General features: G+C 36.6%; 16 protein-coding genes. 10 read left to right on the plus strand and 6 right to left on the minus strand.

Going from position 1 to position 20,695, the window contains the following annotated elements; genetic code table 11:
• The first annotated feature begins 144 nt into the window (after nucleotides 1-144).
• From FHT21_RS09800 to FHT21_RS09820, 5 genes are all read left to right on the plus strand, one after another.
• A complete protein-coding gene (locus FHT21_RS09800) occupies nucleotides 145-2,376 on the plus strand; it encodes a helix-hairpin-helix domain-containing protein (protein ID WP_243853945.1) in 2,232 nt (743 codons plus the stop codon).
• Nucleotides 2,377-2,379: 3 nt separating this feature from the next.
• Nucleotides 2,380-4,467, plus strand: a complete 2,088-nt coding sequence (locus FHT21_RS09805) for a ComEC/Rec2 family competence protein (RefSeq protein WP_167294493.1) — start codon at nucleotides 2,380-2,382, stop codon at nucleotides 4,465-4,467.
• Nucleotide 4,468: 1 nt separating this feature from the next.
• Nucleotides 4,469-5,245 carry an enoyl-CoA hydratase/isomerase family protein gene (locus FHT21_RS09810; RefSeq protein WP_167294494.1) on the plus strand — a complete coding sequence of 259 codons (777 nt, stop codon included), beginning with the start codon at nucleotides 4,469-4,471 and terminating at the stop codon, nucleotides 5,243-5,245.
• Nucleotides 5,246-5,267: 22 nt separating this feature from the next.
• The gene (locus FHT21_RS09815; protein ID WP_167294495.1) at nucleotides 5,268-5,915 is read left to right on the plus strand and encodes a DUF4412 domain-containing protein; all 648 of its coding nucleotides are present in this window, start codon (nucleotides 5,268-5,270) and stop codon (nucleotides 5,913-5,915) included.
• A 98-nt stretch (nucleotides 5,916-6,013) separates the two neighbouring features.
• Nucleotides 6,014-8,182 carry a S9 family peptidase gene (locus FHT21_RS09820; RefSeq protein ID WP_167294496.1) on the plus strand — a complete coding sequence of 723 codons (2,169 nt, stop codon included), beginning with the start codon at nucleotides 6,014-6,016 and terminating at the stop codon, nucleotides 8,180-8,182.
• 29 nt (nucleotides 8,183-8,211) lie between these two features.
• Here the strand turns inward: FHT21_RS09820 and FHT21_RS09825 are convergent, their stop codons facing one another.
• Nucleotides 8,212-8,922 (minus strand): DUF3307 domain-containing protein, encoded by a 711-nt coding sequence (locus FHT21_RS09825; protein ID WP_167294497.1) that lies wholly within the window; start codon nucleotides 8,920-8,922, stop codon nucleotides 8,212-8,214.
• Nucleotides 8,922-9,533 carry a SatD family protein gene (locus FHT21_RS09830; protein WP_167294498.1) on the minus strand — a complete coding sequence of 204 codons (612 nt, stop codon included), beginning with the start codon at nucleotides 9,531-9,533 and terminating at the stop codon, nucleotides 8,922-8,924. The genes FHT21_RS09825 and FHT21_RS09830 overlap by 1 nt, the downstream gene beginning before the upstream one ends.
• A gap of 155 nt (nucleotides 9,534-9,688) precedes the next feature.
• Between FHT21_RS09830 and FHT21_RS09835 the strand changes: the two genes are divergently transcribed.
• The 5 genes from FHT21_RS09835 (at nucleotide 9,689) to FHT21_RS09855 (ending at nucleotide 16,877) form a co-directional block, all read left to right on the plus strand.
• Complete coding sequence (locus tag FHT21_RS09835) at nucleotides 9,689-10,717, plus strand: ligase-associated DNA damage response exonuclease (RefSeq protein ID WP_167294499.1); 1,029 nt, start codon at nucleotides 9,689-9,691, stop codon at nucleotides 10,715-10,717.
• A gap of 2 nt (nucleotides 10,718-10,719) precedes the next feature.
• On the plus strand, nucleotides 10,720-12,309 hold the full coding sequence (locus tag FHT21_RS09840) for an ATP-dependent DNA ligase (protein ID WP_167294500.1): 1,590 nt from the start codon (nucleotides 10,720-10,722) through the stop codon (nucleotides 12,307-12,309).
• 240 nt (nucleotides 12,310-12,549) lie between these two features.
• Nucleotides 12,550-15,021: a ligase-associated DNA damage response DEXH box helicase gene (locus tag FHT21_RS09845; RefSeq protein WP_167294501.1), complete on the plus strand. Its 2,472-nt coding sequence runs from the start codon at nucleotides 12,550-12,552 to the stop codon at nucleotides 15,019-15,021.
• Between the two features lie 72 nt (nucleotides 15,022-15,093).
• On the plus strand, nucleotides 15,094-15,732 hold the full coding sequence (pdeM, locus tag FHT21_RS09850; RefSeq protein ID WP_167294502.1) for a ligase-associated DNA damage response endonuclease PdeM: 639 nt from the start codon (nucleotides 15,094-15,096) through the stop codon (nucleotides 15,730-15,732).
• A gap of 20 nt (nucleotides 15,733-15,752) precedes the next feature.
• Nucleotides 15,753-16,877, plus strand: coding sequence for a hypothetical protein (locus tag FHT21_RS09855; protein WP_167294503.1), 1,125 nt, complete (start codon nucleotides 15,753-15,755; stop codon nucleotides 16,875-16,877).
• On the opposite strand, the gene trxA is transcribed toward FHT21_RS09855, so the two are convergent.
• The 4 genes from trxA to FHT21_RS09875 form a co-directional block, all read right to left on the minus strand.
• Nucleotides 16,867-17,163, minus strand: coding sequence for a thioredoxin (gene trxA / locus FHT21_RS09860; RefSeq protein ID WP_167294504.1), 297 nt, complete (start codon nucleotides 17,161-17,163; stop codon nucleotides 16,867-16,869). The genes FHT21_RS09855 and trxA overlap by 11 nt on opposite strands.
• A 169-nt stretch (nucleotides 17,164-17,332) precedes the next feature.
• Nucleotides 17,333-17,947, minus strand: a complete 615-nt coding sequence (locus tag FHT21_RS09865) for a hypothetical protein (RefSeq protein WP_167294505.1) — start codon at nucleotides 17,945-17,947, stop codon at nucleotides 17,333-17,335.
• 81 nt (nucleotides 17,948-18,028) lie between these two features.
• The gene (locus FHT21_RS09870; RefSeq protein WP_167294506.1) at nucleotides 18,029-19,390 is read right to left on the minus strand and encodes a dihydrolipoamide acetyltransferase family protein; all 1,362 of its coding nucleotides are present in this window, start codon (nucleotides 19,388-19,390) and stop codon (nucleotides 18,029-18,031) included.
• A 56-nt stretch (nucleotides 19,391-19,446) separates the two neighbouring features.
• The gene (locus tag FHT21_RS09875; protein WP_167294507.1) at nucleotides 19,447-20,691 is read right to left on the minus strand and encodes a competence/damage-inducible protein A; all 1,245 of its coding nucleotides are present in this window, start codon (nucleotides 20,689-20,691) and stop codon (nucleotides 19,447-19,449) included.
• Nucleotides 20,692-20,695: the final 4 nt, after the last annotated feature.

The following is a 20,695-nucleotide window of genomic DNA, read 5'->3' on the forward strand; positions in this document are numbered from 1 at the left end:
ATTCCATTCATATTTGTAAATTTTCACCCATTGATGTAAGTAATTAAAAAATACATTTTTTGTAATTTTTTAATTATTTCTCTATATTAGGATCACTAATACAAAAATCACCCTATTTTTTATTAACCAGTTTAACCCCTGCTTATGAAAATATGGTGTGCGTTGTTGCCCGTCCCTTTCCCCTATTATTTATTTCCCAAGAAACATTTGGGTGTCGTTCTATCTGCATTAATTAGTAATTGGTTTCCACCAGTAAATCTCCCTGTAGATGCGACGTTTCGTAGCCGTAAAACGGTAGTTTCATGGTGTACTGATGTTTACCATAAACTTCTAACTGGAAGCCGTTATGCGTTTAAGATCTTAATTATCGCCTTTGTGATGATTGGATTTATGGCAAATGCCCAAACCAATGCACAGGAAACAGATATACGCGATATTTTGGAGAGTATAGCTGAAAACCTGCCTGATGATTATGATATGACCGAGTTGGTTGATATATTAGAGAAATATCGTAAACATCCGATTAACCTCAATCGTACCTCGGTTGAAGAATTAAAAACTTTGGTTTTCCTTTCGCCCTTACAGATTGGTAATTTCTTTACTCATATAAAGGAAAATGGTCTGCTTGCGGATGTACTGGAATTACAAAGCATTGCTGGCTTTGATATTAAAACAATTCAAACCCTGCTTCCATTCGTAACGCTAACCAATATCGCCGAATATCAGCAGCTCAGTTTTAAAAATCTCGTGCATGCTGGCGAAAATGACCTGATGATGCGTTTTGCACAAACTTTACAAAAACAGAGGGGGTATACTGATTTGCCAGGGAACAGGTATTTAGGCTCGCCAGAAAGATTTCAGATGCGTTACCGATATCAATATAGTTCAATTCTATCGACTGCCATAACTTTAGATAAAGATGCCGGAGAAAAATTTATCGGTAAGCCTTTCGATTTTTATTCAGGAAATATCGCGCTATTCAAATTGGGGAAATTAAAAAAATTGGTAGTTGGCGATTATACACTGCAATTTGGCCAGGGCTTAACCTTATGGTCGGGTTTTTCCTATGGTAAAGGACCTGATGTAACCAGTGTAGCTAAAAAAGATTTAGGTTTAAGGCCTTACAATTCTACTAATGAATATTCCTTTTTTAGAGGCAGTGCTGCAACAGTTAATTTATTTAAGAATATAGACATTACTCCTTTTGTTTCGTTCCGCAATCTTGATGCTAGTCAAAAGTTAGATTCTGATGGAAACTTAATTCAGTCTACAATTAATCAAACTGGGTTGCATAGAACACCTACAGAGATTAAGAATAAAGGTGTTTTGGCACAAAGTGTATTCGGAACTACAGTTCAATATACCAAGAACGAATTTGCTGTTGGTGCCATAGCTTATCATACCAATTATAAAAATCGTTTTATTACGCAAACTGCGGCCTACGATCGGTATAGTTTCACAGGTAAATCGTTAACTAATTTGGGTTTATTTTATAATTACACCTATAATAACATGTACCTCTATGGCGAGGCAGCAAAAGGTTCAGGTGGTGGTTATGCTTACATTAATGGTGTACTCATTAGTTTGTCGCCAGCCGTTTCTGCGGCCTTAACCTATCGCAATTATGCTAAAGATTATCACAGTTTCTTTAATCAGGCAGTATCCGAATCGAGCGAAGCTGTAAATGAAAAAGGATTGTACGCAGGTTTAAATGTTAACCCAAATAAACGGTGGGCCTTTTCTTTCTACGGTGATTTTTTTCGGTTCCCCTGGTTAAAATATCGTGTTGATGAGCCCTCAAAAGGTTATGAAGTTTTAGCTCAAGCTGTTTATACACCAAGCAAAACCTTTAAAATTTTAGTTCGATTTAAATCAGAAAACAAACAACAGAATACCGATCTGGATGTTCCTGTAAATTTCTTAGACCATGTAAAAAGAGAAGGTTACCGGGCAGAAGCAAACTGGCTATTGAATAAGAATTGGCATCTTCAAAACCGGCTAGAGGTTTCTCAATATAAGAAAGGAAGTGCAAATAGGGAATTTGGCTATCTCATTTATCAGGATATAGATTATTCGCCGATGTTTGCTAAGCTAACGGGCAATGTAAGGTTTGCCTATTTCAATACCCCGAGTTATAACAGCAGGATTTACGCGTATGAAGATGATGTTTTATACAGTTTTGCTTTTGGAATGTATAACGGAAAAGGTTTAAGAACCTACCTCAACCTGAGATATAACATAGTTAAAAAACTAAATATTTGGATTCGATATGGCTTATTCGTCTATAAGGACGTAGAAACAGTAGGGACTTATCTGGACGAAATTAAGGGTAATAAAAAATCGGAAGTTAAAATTCAAGTGCGCTATCAATTTTAAACCATGTTTAAGACCGAATATATTTTTGTCAGGATCCTGTTTCCTTTCATTTTAGGTATCTGTATTTTTTATTTCTTTCCAGCATTAGCATATATTAAATGGTTGACTTTAATCCTATCCGTTATTTTACTAAGCATATTATTTTTAAATGTCACCTATAAAAGATTCAATGTATATCGTTTCAAAGGTGCTGTTGGTATTTTAATTTATATACTTTTTTTCAGTCTTGGCGGTTTATTTTGCCTGCTCAATAACGAAAGTTTAAACCAAAATTACTTTGCAAAAGCCGGGTGCGATTATTTAAAAGTTTGGGTTAATAATGAACCTCAGCAAAATAGCAATATTGTGCGCTTTAAAGCAAAGGTAGTAACCGGATACAATAAAAATAAGCAAACGAGCTTATCGGGCCAAATACTGCTTACTGTAAAATTAGACAGCCTAAAACCCATCAAACTAAAGTATGGCGACGAAATGATGATCTCGGTAAAATATACCGAAGTAGAACCTCCATATAATCCTGCAGAATTTGATTTTAAAGCTTGGTTGCGCAGTCAGAATATTTATCACCAGGGATTTATAAATCAGGATCATATCGTTAGCACCAAAAAAAATATAGGTAATCGAGTGATAAAAACGGCTTTAAATATAAGAGAAAAGCAAGTAGCAAAATACAGAACCTTAATTAAAAGTGATGAAGCTTTTGCCGTGGCCTCTACCCTTATTTTAGGCTACCGTGCCGATTTAAGTAAAGAAACTTTATCTGCGTATTCCAATACAGGAACCATTCATGCTTTATCGGTGTCAGGTGCACATGTAGCAATCATCTACATCGTTTTAGATTTTATGTTCTTCTTTTTGAATAAGAATCGGGCATTAAGGATAATAAAACTACTAATCGTCTGTACTTTGATTTGGGGATATGCTTTGCTAACCGGATTATCACCTTCTGTCGTTCGCTCAGCCATAATGATCAGTATTTTAATAACGGCTAAAGTTTTATCTAAGAAAACAAATAGTTATAATGTTTTGGCCTTTTCAGCATTCTGTCAACTCCTTTACAATCCATTTTTAATCTGGGATGTTGGATTTCAACTCTCCTACCTGGCCGTGTTCGGATTAATTTATCTTCAACCTAAAATTTACAATCTTCTTTACACAGAACATCATTGGATAGATAAAATATGGAGTTTCATATCCATGTCTTTAGCGGCACAAATTATCACCTTTCCATTAAGTATTTATTACTTCCATCAATTTCCACTTTATTTCCTTTTTGCGAATCTCTTCATCACCATCCCATTAATATTAATGATGTATTCAGGGATTGTAGTATTAATCCCATCATTCCGATTTCTGGCTCCGGTTTTCGAATGGATAATAAATTTTACAAATGCTAGCTTAAAGTGGATTGCTGATTTACCATATGCCAGCCTTTCATCAATATGGATTAATTTGCCAGAATTTTCCTTATTGAGTCTCTCGTTAGGCTTGTTTATTTACGCATTGACAAAATTTAATAAACAACTTTTGTTTTCTTCTTTACTTTTATTTGTTTGTTACCAACTTTTAATTGTACACGATGATCTAAAGATTTTTAACCAGCGGAAAATCATTTTCTTTTCCCTGAGAAAAAATTACGCAGCGGCATTTATTAATGGAAAAGAAGCTGTTTTAGTTTCAGATTTAAATATTGAAGATAAAAACTATGCCTTTTCTATTCAACCGGCATTAGCTCAATTACAGTTAAACAAGATATCTATTATTGATTTCAAAAAAGATACCGTTTTAGGGCAGTTTGTATTCAAGAACAACCAAATTGCCTTTTTTCAGTATAAGATACTCTTGATTGATGAAAATCTAAATAATAAAAAGATAAAAGGAGATGCCACTTTTTCGAGTATTTGGTTAAATGGAAATACTAAATTTAACTTAGTCAAAATAGATACTGCTATAAAATATAGAACAGCAATAATAGATGCCACCAATAAAGACTATAAAATTCAGATCTTAAAGAAGTTTATGGAGAATAATGATATAGATGTACAGGTTTTAAAGAAAAATAAAGCATATTTGGTGCAACTAACCCAATAACATGGAAAATCTGGTTTTATATCAGGTTGCTGAACGAATAGCAACGATAACTATTAATAGGCCCGAAAAGAGAAATGCGCTAAACCCTCAACTTATTGCCGAATTAACCTCCGCATTTATAAAAGCATCAGAAGATAGCCTGGTAAAAGTGGTTATATTAAATGCAAATGGTGATGCTTTTAGTGCTGGTGCCGATTTAGCATATCTTCAGCAATTACAGCACAATACATTTGAAGAAAACGTAGCCGATTCTAATCATTTAAGAAAACTATTTACAACCATTTATTATTTACCAAAGGTGGTTATTGCTCAAGTAGAAGGTCATGCCATTGCGGGTGGCTGTGGTTTAGCAACCATATGTGATATTGTTTTTGCTACCCCAGAAAGTAATTTTGGTTATACTGAAGTAAAAATAGGTTTTGTACCTGCAATAGTTTCTTGTTTTTTAAAGCAAAAGGTGAGCGAATCCATAGCCAAGGAAATTTTACTAACAGGCAAAACTTTCTCTGCCGAGCAGGCATTGAAATATAATTTGATAAATTTTGTAACAAATTCATCCGAAATTCATCAAAAAACAAGAGAATTTGCATTAAGTTTGTGTACAGAAAGTTCGGGCAATTCATTAATGATTACCAAACAGCTGATTACCCAAACTGTTAATCCGAACTTAGAAAAGAGTTTGGAAACCGCGGTACAGATTAATGCCATGGTAAGAGAAAGTGAAGATTTTAAAAAAGGGATTTCTTCGTTTTTGAAAAAAGAAAAAATTAATTGGTAAATAACTAAAACTGAAATAAAACATGTTTAAATCAATCAAAACCAGTGTTGTAGCTTTAATCTTGGTAAGTACTGCTATAATTGCCCATGCACAAAAGAAAATTGCTGAAGGTACTTTGGTATTTGCAGTAACGGCTAATGGTGCAACAACTGACATTAAAACTAAATTTAATGGTAGCTTAACCAAAATAGAAATTGAAAATGGCCCGGCCATGGTCAACATCATTTCAAATACGGCAGATAAGACCGGATTATTATTAATTGATGTTCCAGTGGCTCAAAAACAATTCGCGGTAAAGGTGAGCAAAGCAGAAACAGAAGCACAAGAAGCTTTATTACCAAAATATTCTGACTATAAAGCAACTGGGGAAAAACAGACAATTGCTGGATTTAGTGCTGAAAAATACACCTACAAAGATGACAAAGGTGGAGCACATGAGTTATGGGCAACTAAAGATGTTGATATTGCTGCAATTACCAATGGTGGTTTCTTTAAAGGTTTAGGGGCACTTCCTGTAAAATATTCGGCAATAATTAATGGTGTAAATTCAGACCTGGTTCTAAAATCTCTTTCTGAAGCTAAAGTAGGCGTCATTAACACTGAAATTCCTACTGGTTACGAAGTAGTAACTATGGACGAATTGAAAGCAATGCAAGGTGGTGGTGAATAATTAACCAATTCCAGATAATTTACAGCTTTTTAACTGCAGGCTTTTTATTTAAATTAGCCCGAAAGTTGAAAAGCTTTTTTTATGTCCAAAATATATATATGATTAAAAGATTATTATTCAGGTTATCCATTGCTTGTATAGCACTTTGTTCGATAATTGATGCAAAAGCTCAAAATATCAATTGGGCAAAAGACGGCAACTCCTACTACCAGATTGCAAATGGAGAAATTATTTCGGTTACTCTCCCTAAAAACGACAGAAAAACAATTTTATCGAGGGCATTGTTAACGCCTGCCGGAAAAGATAATGCTATCGCAGTAAGAAGTTTTCAATTATCTGATGATGGTACAAAAGCTTTGATTTATACCAATAGTAAAAAAGTTTGGCGTTACGAAACGCGTGGCGATTATTGGTTGGCTGATTTAACTACTAACAAAATTACACAGATTGGAAAAGATAAACCAGCCTCATCTCTAATGTTCGCGAAATTATCGCCCGACGGCAGCAAGGTTGCTTATATAAGTAAACATAACCTGTATGTAGAAAATATTGATGGAACTGGGGCAAAGGCCTTAACTACTGATGGTACAGAACGAATGATTAACGGTACTTTCGATTGGGTTTATGAAGAAGAGTTTGATTGCCGTGACGGCTTTAGATGGAGTCCGGACGGCAAATCTATTGCTTATTGGCAGCTGGATGCAACAAAGATCAAAAATTTCTTAATGATCAATAATACAGATTCTATTTATCCATATACCATCCCTGTAGAATATCCAAAGGTAGGAGAAAATCCGTCTGCTTGTAAAGTTGGTGTGGTTGATATTACAACAGCTAAAACAAACTGGCTAAATGTTCCTGGAGATAACATTCAGCACTATATTCCGCGTATGCAGTGGGTGCCTAACAGCAATGATATTATTTTACAACAACTTAACCGCGAACAAAACGAAAGTATAGTATTTATTTGTAATGCAGCTACAGGATCGGCAAAAGCCGTTTATACCGAAAAAGCTAAAGCCTGGATTGATGCACAGGATGAATGGAAATGGTTAAATGATAATAAAGAGTTTACAATTGTATCGGATAAGGATGGATGGAACCACCTGTATAGAATCAGTTTGGATGGAAAAAAAGAAATCTTGGTTACAAAAGGCAACTATGATGTGATTGATGTAAAATTGATCGATGTAAAAAATAACTTGGTTTATTTTCTGGCCTCACCAACAAATGCTACTCAGAAGTATCTTTTCAAAACTAAATTAGATGGCAAAGGTAAATTAGAACAGGTTACACCTTCTGTTTTACCAGGAACGCACAATTACGATATTTCACCTAATGCTGCTTTTGCACGCCATTCGTATAACAGTTCGCTGGTTGAGCCAATTAAGGAATGGATGAACTTTACTACGGGGAACCCATTTACAATGGATGGAAGTATTACTACACAATTAGCTAAGCAAACGTCAACTAAAAACAAAGTTGAGTTTTTTAAAGTAACTACTGAAGATGGTATTGAAATGGATGGCTGGATGAAAAAGCCAGATAACTTTAATCCAGATAAGAAATACCCTGTACTATTTTATGTTTATGGTGAACCTGCTTCAGCTACGGCATTAGACACTTATGGTGCTGGGAGAAACCATTTATATGCCGGTGATATGGCCAAAGATGGTTATATCTATATTTCAATGGATAATAGAGGCGCACCTCTTCCAAAAGGAAGCACATGGCGTAAAAGTATTTATAAAAATATTGGCGTAATCAATATCCGCGATCAGGCTATGGCCGCTAAAAAATTATTGGCTACCCATACTTATATGGATAAAGACCGAGTAGCTGTTTGGGGCTGGAGTGGAGGTGGTTCTTCTACATTGAACCTGATGTTCCAATATCCTGAAATTTATAAAACAGGTATTGCAATTGCAGCTGTTGGCAATCAATTAACTTATGATAATGTTTACCAGGAACGTTATATGGGTACACCTTTTCCAAGTAAAGAGGCTTATATTAAAGGCTCTCCCATTACTTATGCTAAAAACTTAAAAGGTAATTTATTATATATCCATGGTACAGGCGACGATAATGTACATTATCAAAATGCCGAAATGTTGATTAACGAGCTAATCAAAAACGAAAAGGTTTTTCAATTGATGAGTTATCCAAACCGTACCCACAGCATCTCTGAGGGCGAAGGAACCGGTAAACATTTATCTTTAACTTATACTAAGTTTTTAAAAGAAAATTGCCCTCCCGGAGCAAGATAAAAAATAAAAGCAGCTTTCGGGCTGCTTTTTTATGCGATAAACATTTGAATAAGCATGGCAGTTACAATGGCTATACCAAAGCTTAACAAAGTGCCGATTAGTACATATTCTGTTAATTTAAGGTCGTGCGCTTCTTTTAAATCGCCGAACCGAAATATAGATTTGGCTGCAAGTAAAAAGCCAACGGCTTCGAAATGATTGGTTAAGATAAACAAAAAGATCAGCACTCTTTCCAATATTCCGATATATTTACCTGCATTCTCTAACGATTTTGGGCTTCCAGGTTGATTATCCGGGATCCATTTAGCAATGATTACCTTCATTATAATCGATGTAGGCATGGTTAAAAACAAGCCCCCCGCTATTAAAAGCCATGTTTTGGTCTCATTAAAAAAACTGATGTTTAAACTTCCCTTATAAAAAAAATGCCACACCACTATTATCGAAGTAAAATGCAGAACCTGATCAACAAAAAACAGTATCCGTGCATTTTTCTTGGTCTGAAAAATCGATTTTAGCGCATCAATCAAAAGATGAAGTATCCCTATTGAAAATGCAACCTTCCAAACACCAAAGTTTAAAAAAATAAGGAATATCAAAGCTATATGGATGGCCACATGCAAATAGAGCTTTATTGAGCTTAATTTCTTCCTTTCTTTATCTTTTACCCAAGCATTTGGCTGTAAAAAGAAATCACCAATTAAATGGGCAAGAATAAGCTTGATTAAATAGATATCCATTATTTTAAAATCATTTGGTTCAGTTTTTTACGGTAAATTTTATCCATTTCCATAATTTCGGTATAATGTGCACGTTTCAATGCTTCACTTACAGATGATTGCGTTCGGCCCGAAATAGCTGCCAGTTCACTTTGTAACAGGTTATTGTTTTCTAATGCAAGTTTTACCATTTCGGCAGCTACAACTCCCCAGCTATCCATTGCGATCAGAGATAACTTTATTAAAACGTTAATTTCTTCATCAAAATCAGCTGAATCAGTTTTAATGGCTAAATTAACCTTAGCTTGTTTTAAACTGTCAAATGCCGCTCCTGAATTTACAAAAGCATCTCCGCTGGATTCTGAAAGTTTTTTCCGTTTGTTTTTGATATCTCCAATTCCAATACCCATCCTTACATCTGCAGGTTTATTTACCCTGATACATGCTTTTAAATAAGCTGCAGTCCTGATGGCATTTTCCGGCTCAACTTCTAGCTGAAAACTATCTCCCCGATAAATCTCCCATTTACTATTGTGATCGGAAACTATTTTTAAAGCCGTTTTTAAGCTTAATAACCAGCTATCTTTAATCTTCCTTGAGCCTATAATATCACCTGTTATAATGCAAATCATATTACAATATCGAACTTATTATTCATATTTCAAAAATAATATCGGCTAATTAGCCGATATCTCTATTTATCGGGTAATTAGCCGATATTTTAAATTATCGGGTATTTAGCCGATATTCATCTAAAACTAATTAATAATTTTATTGTTTAGTAGCTATGGCATTAGTAGAATTTACCAAAAGAGGAATCTATTGTAAACAGGGCGATTTTTATGTAGACCCCTGGTGGCCTGTAGATTATGCTGTAACCACACATGGACACAGCGATCATGTACGTTTTGGAAATAAATATTATCTCTGTCATACCTTAACTAACCCCATCATAAAACGCAGGATCAGTGAAGATTTAAATGTAGAAACACTAGCGTACGGAGAAAGCATTACCCGTAATGGCGTAAACATTTCTTTTTTTCCTGCCGGGCACATTATTGGCTCTGCACAGGTACGGCTCGAATATAAAGGCGAAGTTTGTGTGATTTCTGGTGATTATAAAATTGAAGATGACGGCATCACCACGCCTTTCGAGCCAGTAAAATGTCATTCTTTTGTTTCTGAAAGTACTTTTGGTCTACCAGTTTACAAATGGCAAAAACAGGAAATTGTTTTCAACGGAATTAGGAACTGGGTACATGATAACATCAATCAACAGAAAACAAGCGTATTGATTGCTTATAGTTTGGGCAAAGCACAGCGCTTAATTAAAAACCTGGCTGGCGATATCCCGATTTATGTACATAACAGCATTGCCAATTTAAATGAAGTGATTATAGAAGCCGGGGTAAACCTTCCTAAAACCATCAGAATTACTCCTGAAACCACTAAAGATGAATTGCAGAAAGGAATTGTAATTGTACCACCTGTGATGCGCGATAGCCGATGGATCAAAAAATTATCCCATCCCGTTACGGGTATATGTTCTGGCTGGATGCAGGTGCGGGCACACCGCCGCTGGCAAAGTGCTGATGCCGGCTTTGCGCTAAGTGATCATGCCGATTGGACTGGCTTAATGGAAGCTATTACAGCAACAGGTGCCGAAAAAGTATATGTTACCCATGGTTTTACAGCTGCATTTAGTCGCTTTTTAAATGATGAAGGTATAGAAGCGGCAGAAGTTTTAACCAAATTTGGGCAAGAAGATGATGAGGAAAATAAAGTAGATCTAGTTGATCAAAATGAAAATAAATAACGATGAAACGTTTTGCTCAATTGATCCAACAGCTCGAACTGAGCAATAAAACCAACGATAAAATTGCGGCATTGGTTAATTATTTTAATTACGCTGATGATAAAGATAAAGTATGGGTTATTGCGTTATTTACAGGTAAAAAACCTAAAAGACCAATTAAATCAGCCCTGCTTAAATATTGGGCCATAAACATTACCGAAACCCCTGAATGGTTATTTGCCGAAAGTTATGCCAATGTTGGCGATTTAAGCGAAACCATTGCGCTATTATTACCTCCTGCCGAAAATACATCAGACTTTCAATTACATACCTGGATTGAAGAGTTGCATGATCTGGAGGGTAAAGATGATGAAACCAAGAAAGATTTCGTTTTAAGTGCCTGGAACAAACTCGAAACCCAGGAACGTTTTATTTTTAATAAACTGATTTCGGGAAATTTCAGGATAGGCGTTTCTAATAAGATGCTGGTAAATGCACTAGCCAAACAAAGCAGTTTAGATAGTGCGCAGATTATGCATAGCATAATGGGTAAATGGAATCCTTACGAAATCACTTTTCACGAACTGATAAATGGTATCCATGTAAATACCGATAACTCCTGGCCTTACCCCTTTTGCCTGGCCTATGCCTTAGAACAAGCGCCTGAAAAACTGGGCGATATTTCGGAATGGCAAGCCGAATGGAAATGGGATGGTATACGAGGGCAGATTGTAAAACGGAATGGGGAACTCTTTATCTGGAGCCGTGGCGAAGAACTGGTTACAGCGCAATTTCCTGAACTGCATTTTATGATCGATATTTTGCCCGATGGGGTGGTTTTAGATGGCGAAATATTGGCAGTGCAAGATAAACAGGTTTTATCATTTAGCACATTGCAACAGCGTTTAAACCGCAAAACGATTAGTAAAAAACAATTGGAAGATGCACCCATCGGTTTTTTTGTTTATGATATTTTAGAATATGAAGCCCAGGATTTTAGGGAAGAACCTTTAATCGTAAGAAGAAAGACATTGGAGCGGCTGATAGGTGGTTTAGATGAAAGTCCGGTGATGATATCTCCTGTAATCAGTTGCAATTCGTGGGAAGAACTAGCCGGGTTAAGACAAACTTCGCGCTCGATTAACAGCGAAGGCATTATGCTTAAAAAGCTAACCTCTCATTATCATAGTGGACGAAAACGGGGCGATTGGTGGAAGTGGAAAATTAACCCGTACACGGTTGATGCGGTAATGATTTATGCACAAAAAGGAAGCGGCAGAAGGGCCAATTTCTTTACCGACTATACTTTCGCCGTTCGCGATGGGGAAAACCTGGTAACCATTGCAAAAGCCTATTCGGGCTTAACAGATAAAGAAATAAAAGAAGTGAACAGCTTTGTAACCCGTAATGCAATTGAGAAATTTGGTCCGGTACGCACGGTAAAACCTGAACTGGTTTTCGAAATTGCTTTTGAAGGAATTGCGGAAAGTAAACGGCATAAAGCAGGTTTAGCTTTACGTTTTCCACGTATATTGCGTTGGCGAAAAGATAAAAAAGCAGATGAAATTAATACTTTGGAGGATTTGAGGCAGTTGTTGCAATCTACCTTGTAATGCGATTCCATGGTCTATGTCCTCACAGACCCAGGAGAAAGAAATTGGTTTAATTTGAACAACTGGCCTGACGATTTTAAACCCGACAGGAGTGGCACCCTTTTTTGATAGAAATAATTAATATTAAATAATAATTGCAAAAAAGGTAAAGCATATGGCGGGACTGCTATAACCGAAGCATTACTGTTATTGCTTTTCAAAAAATAATTAGAAAATTATCAAAAGCAGCGATATTTAAGCATGAACCAAACCAAAGGTTATAAAAAGATAAAAGCCTGGCTAAAGGCCAATAAACGCAAGCCTTTTCAATTTCAGGAAGATGCCTGGCAGTCTTACCTTAATGGCTACAGCGGTTTGGTAAATGCTCCAACTGGATTTGGAAAAACTTTTTCTTTATTTCTAGCAGTAGTGATTGAAGCTTTAAACGCCTCAGAAGCTAATAACAAGAAAGCAAAAGACCGTTTACAGTTAATCTGGATTACCCCGCTCCGCTCCCTGGCCAAAGATATTGCAAGAGCCATGCGCGAAACCCTATTGGAAATGGAGTTGGATTGGCACGTTGGTGTGCGTAATGGTGATACCTCTCAGGCAGAGAAATTACAGCAGAAAAAATCGATGCCCGAAATCTTATTGATTACTCCAGAAAGCCTGCACTTGTTACTAGCGCAAAAAGGAGCTTCAACTTTGTTCAAAAATCTTAAATGCATTGTTGCTGATGAATGGCATGAACTTTTAGGAAGTAAACGTGGTGTATTGGTAGAATTGGCGATATCGCGAATTAAAGGGCTACAAAAATTAGAGAAAAACCAGTTTTTACGAATTTGGGGGATTTCTGCCACTATTGGTAATATTGAAGAGGCACTGGATGTGCTTGAACCTAATATGGAGGCCAAACGGATTATTATTAAAGCCGATTTAGAAAAGAAAATCCTAATCAAATCAATTTTACCCGATGATATCGAAACATTGCCCTGGGCGGGTCATTTGGGTTTAAAATTAGCTTATAAACTTTTACCGATTATCGAGAAAAGTAAAACTACTTTAATTTTTATCAATACCCGCGGACAATCAGAAATGTGGTATCAGCATTTGTTGAATATTGAACCAGAACTGGCAGGTCGGATTGCCATACACCATGGATCTATAGATTTCGAACTCCGTAACTGGATTGAAGATGCCTTACATACCGGGCAGCTCAAAGCAGTTATTGCCACTTCATCGTTAGATTTAGGCGTAGATTTTAAACCTGTTGATACTGTTGTTCAGGTAGGGTCGCCAAAAGGTGTTGCCAGGTTTTTGCAAAGGGCGGGGCGCTCTGGTCACTCTCCTCACGAAATCTCTAAAATATATTTTTTACCTACCCATGCTTTAGAACTTGTAGAAGCAGCAGCAATTAAAGAAGCGGCCAAAACAAACAATATAGAAAGCCGTGAGCCTTTTATTATGGTATTTGATACCCTGGTTCAGTATCTGGTTACATTGGCCATAGGCGATGGATTTGATGATAAAATTATTTACGAAGAGATTAAGAACACCCACGCTTTTAAACTTATCCTCCCCGAAGAATGGACCTGGGTAATGCAGTTCATTACCTCCGGAGGAGACAGTTTAAGTGCCTACACCGAATTTAAAAAAGTGGTTAAGGACGAAGATGGGCTTTGGAAAGTGAAGAGCAGACAATTAGCCATGCGGCACAGGTTACATATCGGAACAATCGTAAGTGATGCGATGTTGAAAGTTAAATTCATTTCTGGTGGTTACATTGGCATGATAGAAGAATATTTTGTTACCCGTTTAAAAGCTGGCGATAATTTTCGACTGGCAGGAAGGGTTTTAGAATTTATCCAGGTAAAAGACATGACGGTTGTGGTGAGGGTAAGTAAACAGAAAAATGCAATTTCTCCGAGTTGGAACGGTGGCCGTTTACCCCTATCTTCCAATTTAGGGTCAGTTTTACGAAAAAAATACAATGAAGCATTGGATAAAACACATCAGGATGAAGAATTAGATGTAGTATATCCTTTGTTTTTACTTCAGGAAAAACGTTCTCATGTGCCAAAAAACGACGAATTACTGATAGAACTTATTAACAATAAAGAAGGTTTTCACCTCTTTGCCTATCCATTTGAAGGGCGTTTGGTGCATGAGGTTTTGGCAGCGCTGGTAGCCTATCGTTTAAGTAAATTGCTACCCATCAGTTTTTCTATTGCTATGAATGATTATGGCTTTGAACTTTTAAGTGAAACGGAAATCCCTATGGATGAATCGATTGCCTATGAGGTTTTTTCACCTGAAAATTTAACTGAAGACATTACATTGAGCATCAATTCAACAGAAATGGCAAGACGAAAATTCAGAGATATTGCCTGCATTTCGGGACTCGTTTTTCAGGGCTATCCGGGTAAATATGTAGCCAATAAGCACCTCCAGTCATCTGCTGGTTTATTTTTTAATGTTTTTAGCGATTACGATAAACATAATTTACTTTTGCGACAGGCATACGACGAGGTTTTTTACCAACAACTGGAAGAGCCAAGATTGGCAGCAGCATTGGACCGAATCCAGCATGGAACGATTGTGATCACCAACCCTAAAAGTTTTACGCCACTGTCTTTCCCAATTAAAGTAGACAGTTTACGTGAAAATATGAGTTCGGAAGAGTTAGAGCAACGAATTGTCAGAATGAAAGCTGAAGCAGAGAGAATTAAGTAGATCATCTTCTTGTGACCCGTTGAAGTTTAAAAGATCCTTCGACGAGCTCAGGATGACAATAGCATAAAATAAATGAACATTACAAGCCAAGGTGAAGAATTGATTTTAGATAAAGAAAGGGCTTTATTCTTACCCAAGCATCAGCTTTTAGCTATTAGTGATTTGCATTTGGGTAAATCCGCACACTTTCGTCGAGCGGGTTTGCAAGTGCCTGCTACCATTGCCCAAACAGACCTTCAACGTTTAAGTTTATTGATTAAACAATACCATCCTAAAACATTATTAATTAATGGAGATATGTTTCATCATGGTTTGAATACCGACATTGATGAATTTTCAGCATGGAGAAAACAATACCAAGAGCTTAACTTTCTATTAGTAAAAGGAAATCACGACAAGCTTTCGGATGCCAATTATGCAGCAATGGATATAGAAATACACGAACCTAGCTTTTGCCTAGGGCCATTCTGCTTTATTCATGATGCGCCAAATGGTACAAGAGAAGAATTATATCCCATCAGTGGTCATATCCATCCAGGAGTTACCATTGTGGGCAAAGCCAAACAACGGCTAAGGTTTCCATGTTTCTTCTTCGGGAACGAATATGCCGTTTTACCTGCTTTTAGTTTATTTACTGGCTTATATAACATTTATCCTAAAGCTAGCGAAAGAATATTTGCTGTAACACCTAAAAGTGTTTTGGAGGTGTAGAAAACTTTTATATTAGCGGAATGTTTTTACGACGCCTGATTTTCGGCCTATTTCTCACCACTCTCAGCTATTCAGCTAATGCTCAAAAGGCATACATAAACCCTGGAGTAGATACAACAGATGTAAGGATAAAAGAAGTTATTCAGTTCTATCAAAGTTATTTGGGCGATTTTAAAGGTAAAAAATTACCTGATTTTAATAAATATTGGTCAGTTGAAGACTGTAAAAACTTTAAAATCCCCGACCCATCAGTTTACGGTATCGGCGGCGATTATCCAACTGTTTCTATGGCAACGGTAAAAACTATTTTTTATGTGAAGCCCTTGTCCGATTCACTATATATCCTTAAAACTACTGGTGGCTGGATAGACTCTCTTAAAACCTGCAATTTGTTGTATAATTCCAATCACTATATAAAGAAAACGAAATCAAAACGTTTGGAATTTATTACACCGTACCAATACTCCATTGATCAGTGGGAATCTAAAAAAGTTAGAAATGTTACTTTTTTTTATCCAAAAAAGATAAAATTTAATAGTACTAGGGCAGATGAGTTAATTAATCAGATTAAAAAACTAGAAAAAGACTGGAATAGCCCTCCCATTGAGATTAAGTATTTTTACACATTAACCTATGATGAAATTCAATTTATAAGAGGTTTCGATTTTACATTGGGTTTGGGAAATGCGGACAAACCCACTGGTATCTCAAATCAAACTGATAATATTGTTTATTGTGCCGGAAGCGGCGAGAATTATTTTCATGAGGTGGTTCATATTTACCTGAATCCAATGCATAAGAATTCTCCGCTAAACGAAGGATTGGCAGTATTTTATGGTGGTTCAATGGGGCACCCACTTAAATGGCATATTAAGCTCTTACAGGATTACTTAATCAACCATAATGCAATAGATTTGGGCAAACTGGATAATTTTTACTTTATGGATAATTATACCAATCCCAATAGTACAATACTTGGAATGTTTTGCCAGTTAGCTTATGATAGGGATAAAATAAACGGACTAAAGCGAATGATGACTTATACCTCAATAAAAGAAATATTAGATAAAGAATTCAATATCAGACCTGAAAATCAAAATGAAGCATTAAGAAAGCTGATTTACAATTACAAAACTATCGATTAGCATCGATAACTTGTTTTAACTGTGCTGCCTGTGCAACGCCGCTTTGACGCCAAACGGGTTTACCTTTCTTAAATAGAATTAAAGTGGGGACACTTTGTACATTAAAAGCAACCGCCGCAGGTTGGTTTTTATCTATATCTACTTTAATAATCGATACCGAATCGCCCACTTGTGATTTTAATTGTTCCAAGATCGGTTTCATCATTTTACAAGGGCCGCACCACTCGGCAAAAAAATCAACGAGAACGGGTTTATCACCGTTAATTAAATCTGAAAACTTAGCCATGATATTTGTCTTTATTTAGAAACAATAATGAGCTAGATTGGTTTTTAACGAAAAATCGTCATTGTGAGAAGAAACGTCGAAGCAATCTTAATACTGTAGTTTTTACAACTCATCAATTAATAGATCGCTTCGTCGGCTGAAAAAGCCTTCTCGCAATAAGGATATATAATTAAGCACTTATAGGCAGTTCTGTGGCTAACGCTGTAACCCAACCATCAAATAAAGCTTTTTCAATTTTGATTACCTCAGCTGCATGGTTTTCCCAGTCATCTGAAAAACTAACCAGCTGGTTCATCATTTCTTCTAAGTGGCCTTCTTCTTCTAATATAATCGATTTAACATTTACCTTACTTTTTGCTTCATCTAAAACCGCTTGATAAATTGGATACAATTCATCGGCGCGCACCTCGATGGCGTAAGTAACAAATAAATAAGCAGCGAATTTTAAATCGTAACCGGAAAGATTAAATACAGCTTTTAAATAACGGCAAACCGCAATATCTAAAGCATGTAAATAGTGTTTAGTATGATTTGGAGATAATAACTCTGCATTGGTGTAAGTTTTACAGAGTGCCCCGTCCAACTTTGAAATTTGCTTTTTTAAATAATAAGCATGGCGGTGTTCTTCTGCAGCGTGTTTTAGAATAATCAGGTTTACATTTTCTTTATGTTCTGAAGCTGAAATCTTCTTTGCACCTGCATTCTCCATATAAGATAGCGTATTTAACCATTTGGCATGCAACACGTTATCCGAAACTATCGATTTTAAATTTGACGCTAACATTCTTGATTGTTAAACTAATAAATTGTTTTAATTATTGGCATTATGCCAACTAAAAACTGTTAATTACAAACTATGACCTGATTAAATCTCTCTGTTCAGATCCCAGCTTTCTAAGTAATCTGCAACTCTACGTACAAACATTCCTCCTAAAGAACCATCCACAACCCTATGATCGTACGATAAAGACAAGAACATCATATGCCTGATTGCAATTACGTCGCCATGCTCGGTTTCCAGCACTGCAGGTTTCTTTTTTATGGCACCAACCGCCAAAATAGCTACCTGAGGTTGGTTAATAATTGGCGTACCCATTACATTTCCAAAACTACCTACATTGGTTAGCGTAAAGGTTCCACCTTGCGTTTCATCAGGCTTTAATTTAGAATTTCTCGCTCTCGTAGCTAAATCATTAACCGCTTTTGTTAATCCAACCAAATTTAATTGATCGGCATTTCTTATTACAGGAACAATTAGATTTCCACTTGGTAAAGCAGCAGCCATACCAATATTGATATCACGTTTCTTGATAATCTGTGTGCCATTAACTGAAACGTTGATCATCGGAAAATCTTTTATCGCTTTGGCAACTGCCTCTACAAATATTGGAGTAAACGTGATTTTTTCATTTTCACGTTTTTCGAAACTGTTTTTCACTTTATTGCGCCATAAAACCATATTGGTTACATCGGCTTCAACAAAAGAGGTTACATGCGGAGAGGTGGCTTTACTCATTACCATATGATCGGCAATCAACTTACGCATCCTATCCATTTCTATAATTTCATCCCCACCGCTAACAGATGTGGTAGATGGTTTACTGGCAACAGCAGGTTGTGCCGTATGCTGAACATTTGGTTTAGGCTCGCTTGCTTTTTCAACCGGAGGTGGCGGGGCCAAAATAACGGTTTGTGCTTTAATTACGCTTCCACCATTTCTGTTAGCAATATAATTCAATAAATCATCCTTATTTAACCGTCCATCAGCACCAGACCCTTTAATGGCATCTAATTCAGCCAGCGAAATATTTTCCTGAGCAGCAATACTTTTAACAAGAGGGGAATAAAAGCGATCAGACGAGCTGAAATCAGCTGCTGTAGCTTTATTTTCTGATGGAAGCTGCTCAATACCGGGAATAGCTTCAATTTTTTCTTCTATGGCAGGTATTTCAGCAACAGGCATTTCAACAGGAGGATGATCTCCACCTTCCGTTTCAATAATGGCAATTACATCGCCAACCTGGGCAACTTCATCTTCCGCAAACAACTGTTTTACCAATGTTCCGACAACCGGAGAAGGAACTTCAGAATCTACTTTATCAGTAGCGATTTCCAGAATGGTATCATCTAATTCAATAGAATCACCTGGTTGTTTTACCCATTTAATCACCGTTGCTTCCGCAACACTTTCACCCATTTTTGGTAACAATAGTTCGTATTGAGCCATATTAAATTACAGTATTTTATATTGGTAACGCTACAAAAATACAGTTTTTATTCTTTCTAAACTGTTTCTTTAAGGAGATTTAATAGCATGGCTAATGCCGACGCTGCAGAACGCTCAATGTTTTGAATACGTTTGTTACTGAAATTAAACACCTTAGCTACAGTTTTGTGTTTTGAAGAAATAGCAATCCATACTGTACCAACTGGTTTGTCTTCTGTTCCACCATCCGGCCCCGCAATGCCACTAACCGCAATAGCATAATCTGTTTTGAAATGTTTAATGGCGCCTTCGGCCATTTCCGTTACGGTTTGTTCGCTTACTGCCCCAAAAGTATTTAATGTACTTTCTTTTACACCAAGAATAGATTCTTTAAGTTCGTATGCGTATGCCACTGCCCCGCCCCAATAAACCGAAGAACAACCAGGGTGTTGCGTAATTAAATGTGCAATGTATCCACCAGTACAGCTTTCCGCTGTCGATAAAGTTAGTCCTTTACTTTTCATTAGGTCCAGAATCGCTTTTTCCAAGGGAATATCTTCATCAGTTACGACAAACTTATTCACTTTTGAAATGATCTGTTTGGCATAAACCTCAACTTCTTTCTTTAATTCTACTTCATTATTGCCTTTGGCCGACAAACGTAAACGTACTTGTCCTAATTTTGGCAGATAGGCCAATTTGATATGTGCCGGTAAGCTATCTTCGATTTCCTCAATCTCTTTGGCCAGAAATGATTCGCCTATATTTGCTGTGAGTATGGTTTTGTGAACAATAAAGGGCAATTTAAACCTGCTCGTAATTCTGAGAAGGATTTCGTCATCCATCAGGTACATCATCTCGTAAGGCACGCCCGGCATCGATACAAAAATGGTGTCATTTTTTTCAAACCACATGCACGGAGCAGTACCATTTTTGTTTACAATAACCTCACACCCATCAGGAACATCAGCTTGCTGAATATTGATATCTAATAGCGGACGCTTGTATTTTTCGAAAATCTGACGAACCATTTCCAATGCAGCTGCATCGTTACGGAAACCCATATTAAAATACTTTGCCAAAGTTTTCTTGGTAATATCATCTTTGGTTGGGCCCAGTCCACCCGTAATTAAAACAATATCTGCCCGTTTTTCGGCAAGTGCCAGGGCTTCAATAATATGTTGCTCATCATCAGAAACTGAGGTAATCTGCTTAACGGAAACGCCAATTAAATTTAATTGTTTAGCCATCCAGGCAGAATTGGTATCAATGATTTGGCCAATGAGAATTTCATCACCAATGGTAATAATTTCGGCTAGCATAAAT

This window comes from Pedobacter sp. SG908, from assembly GCF_011759615.1.
Lineage (GTDB): Bacteria > Bacteroidota > Bacteroidia > Sphingobacteriales > Sphingobacteriaceae > Pedobacter > Pedobacter riviphilus.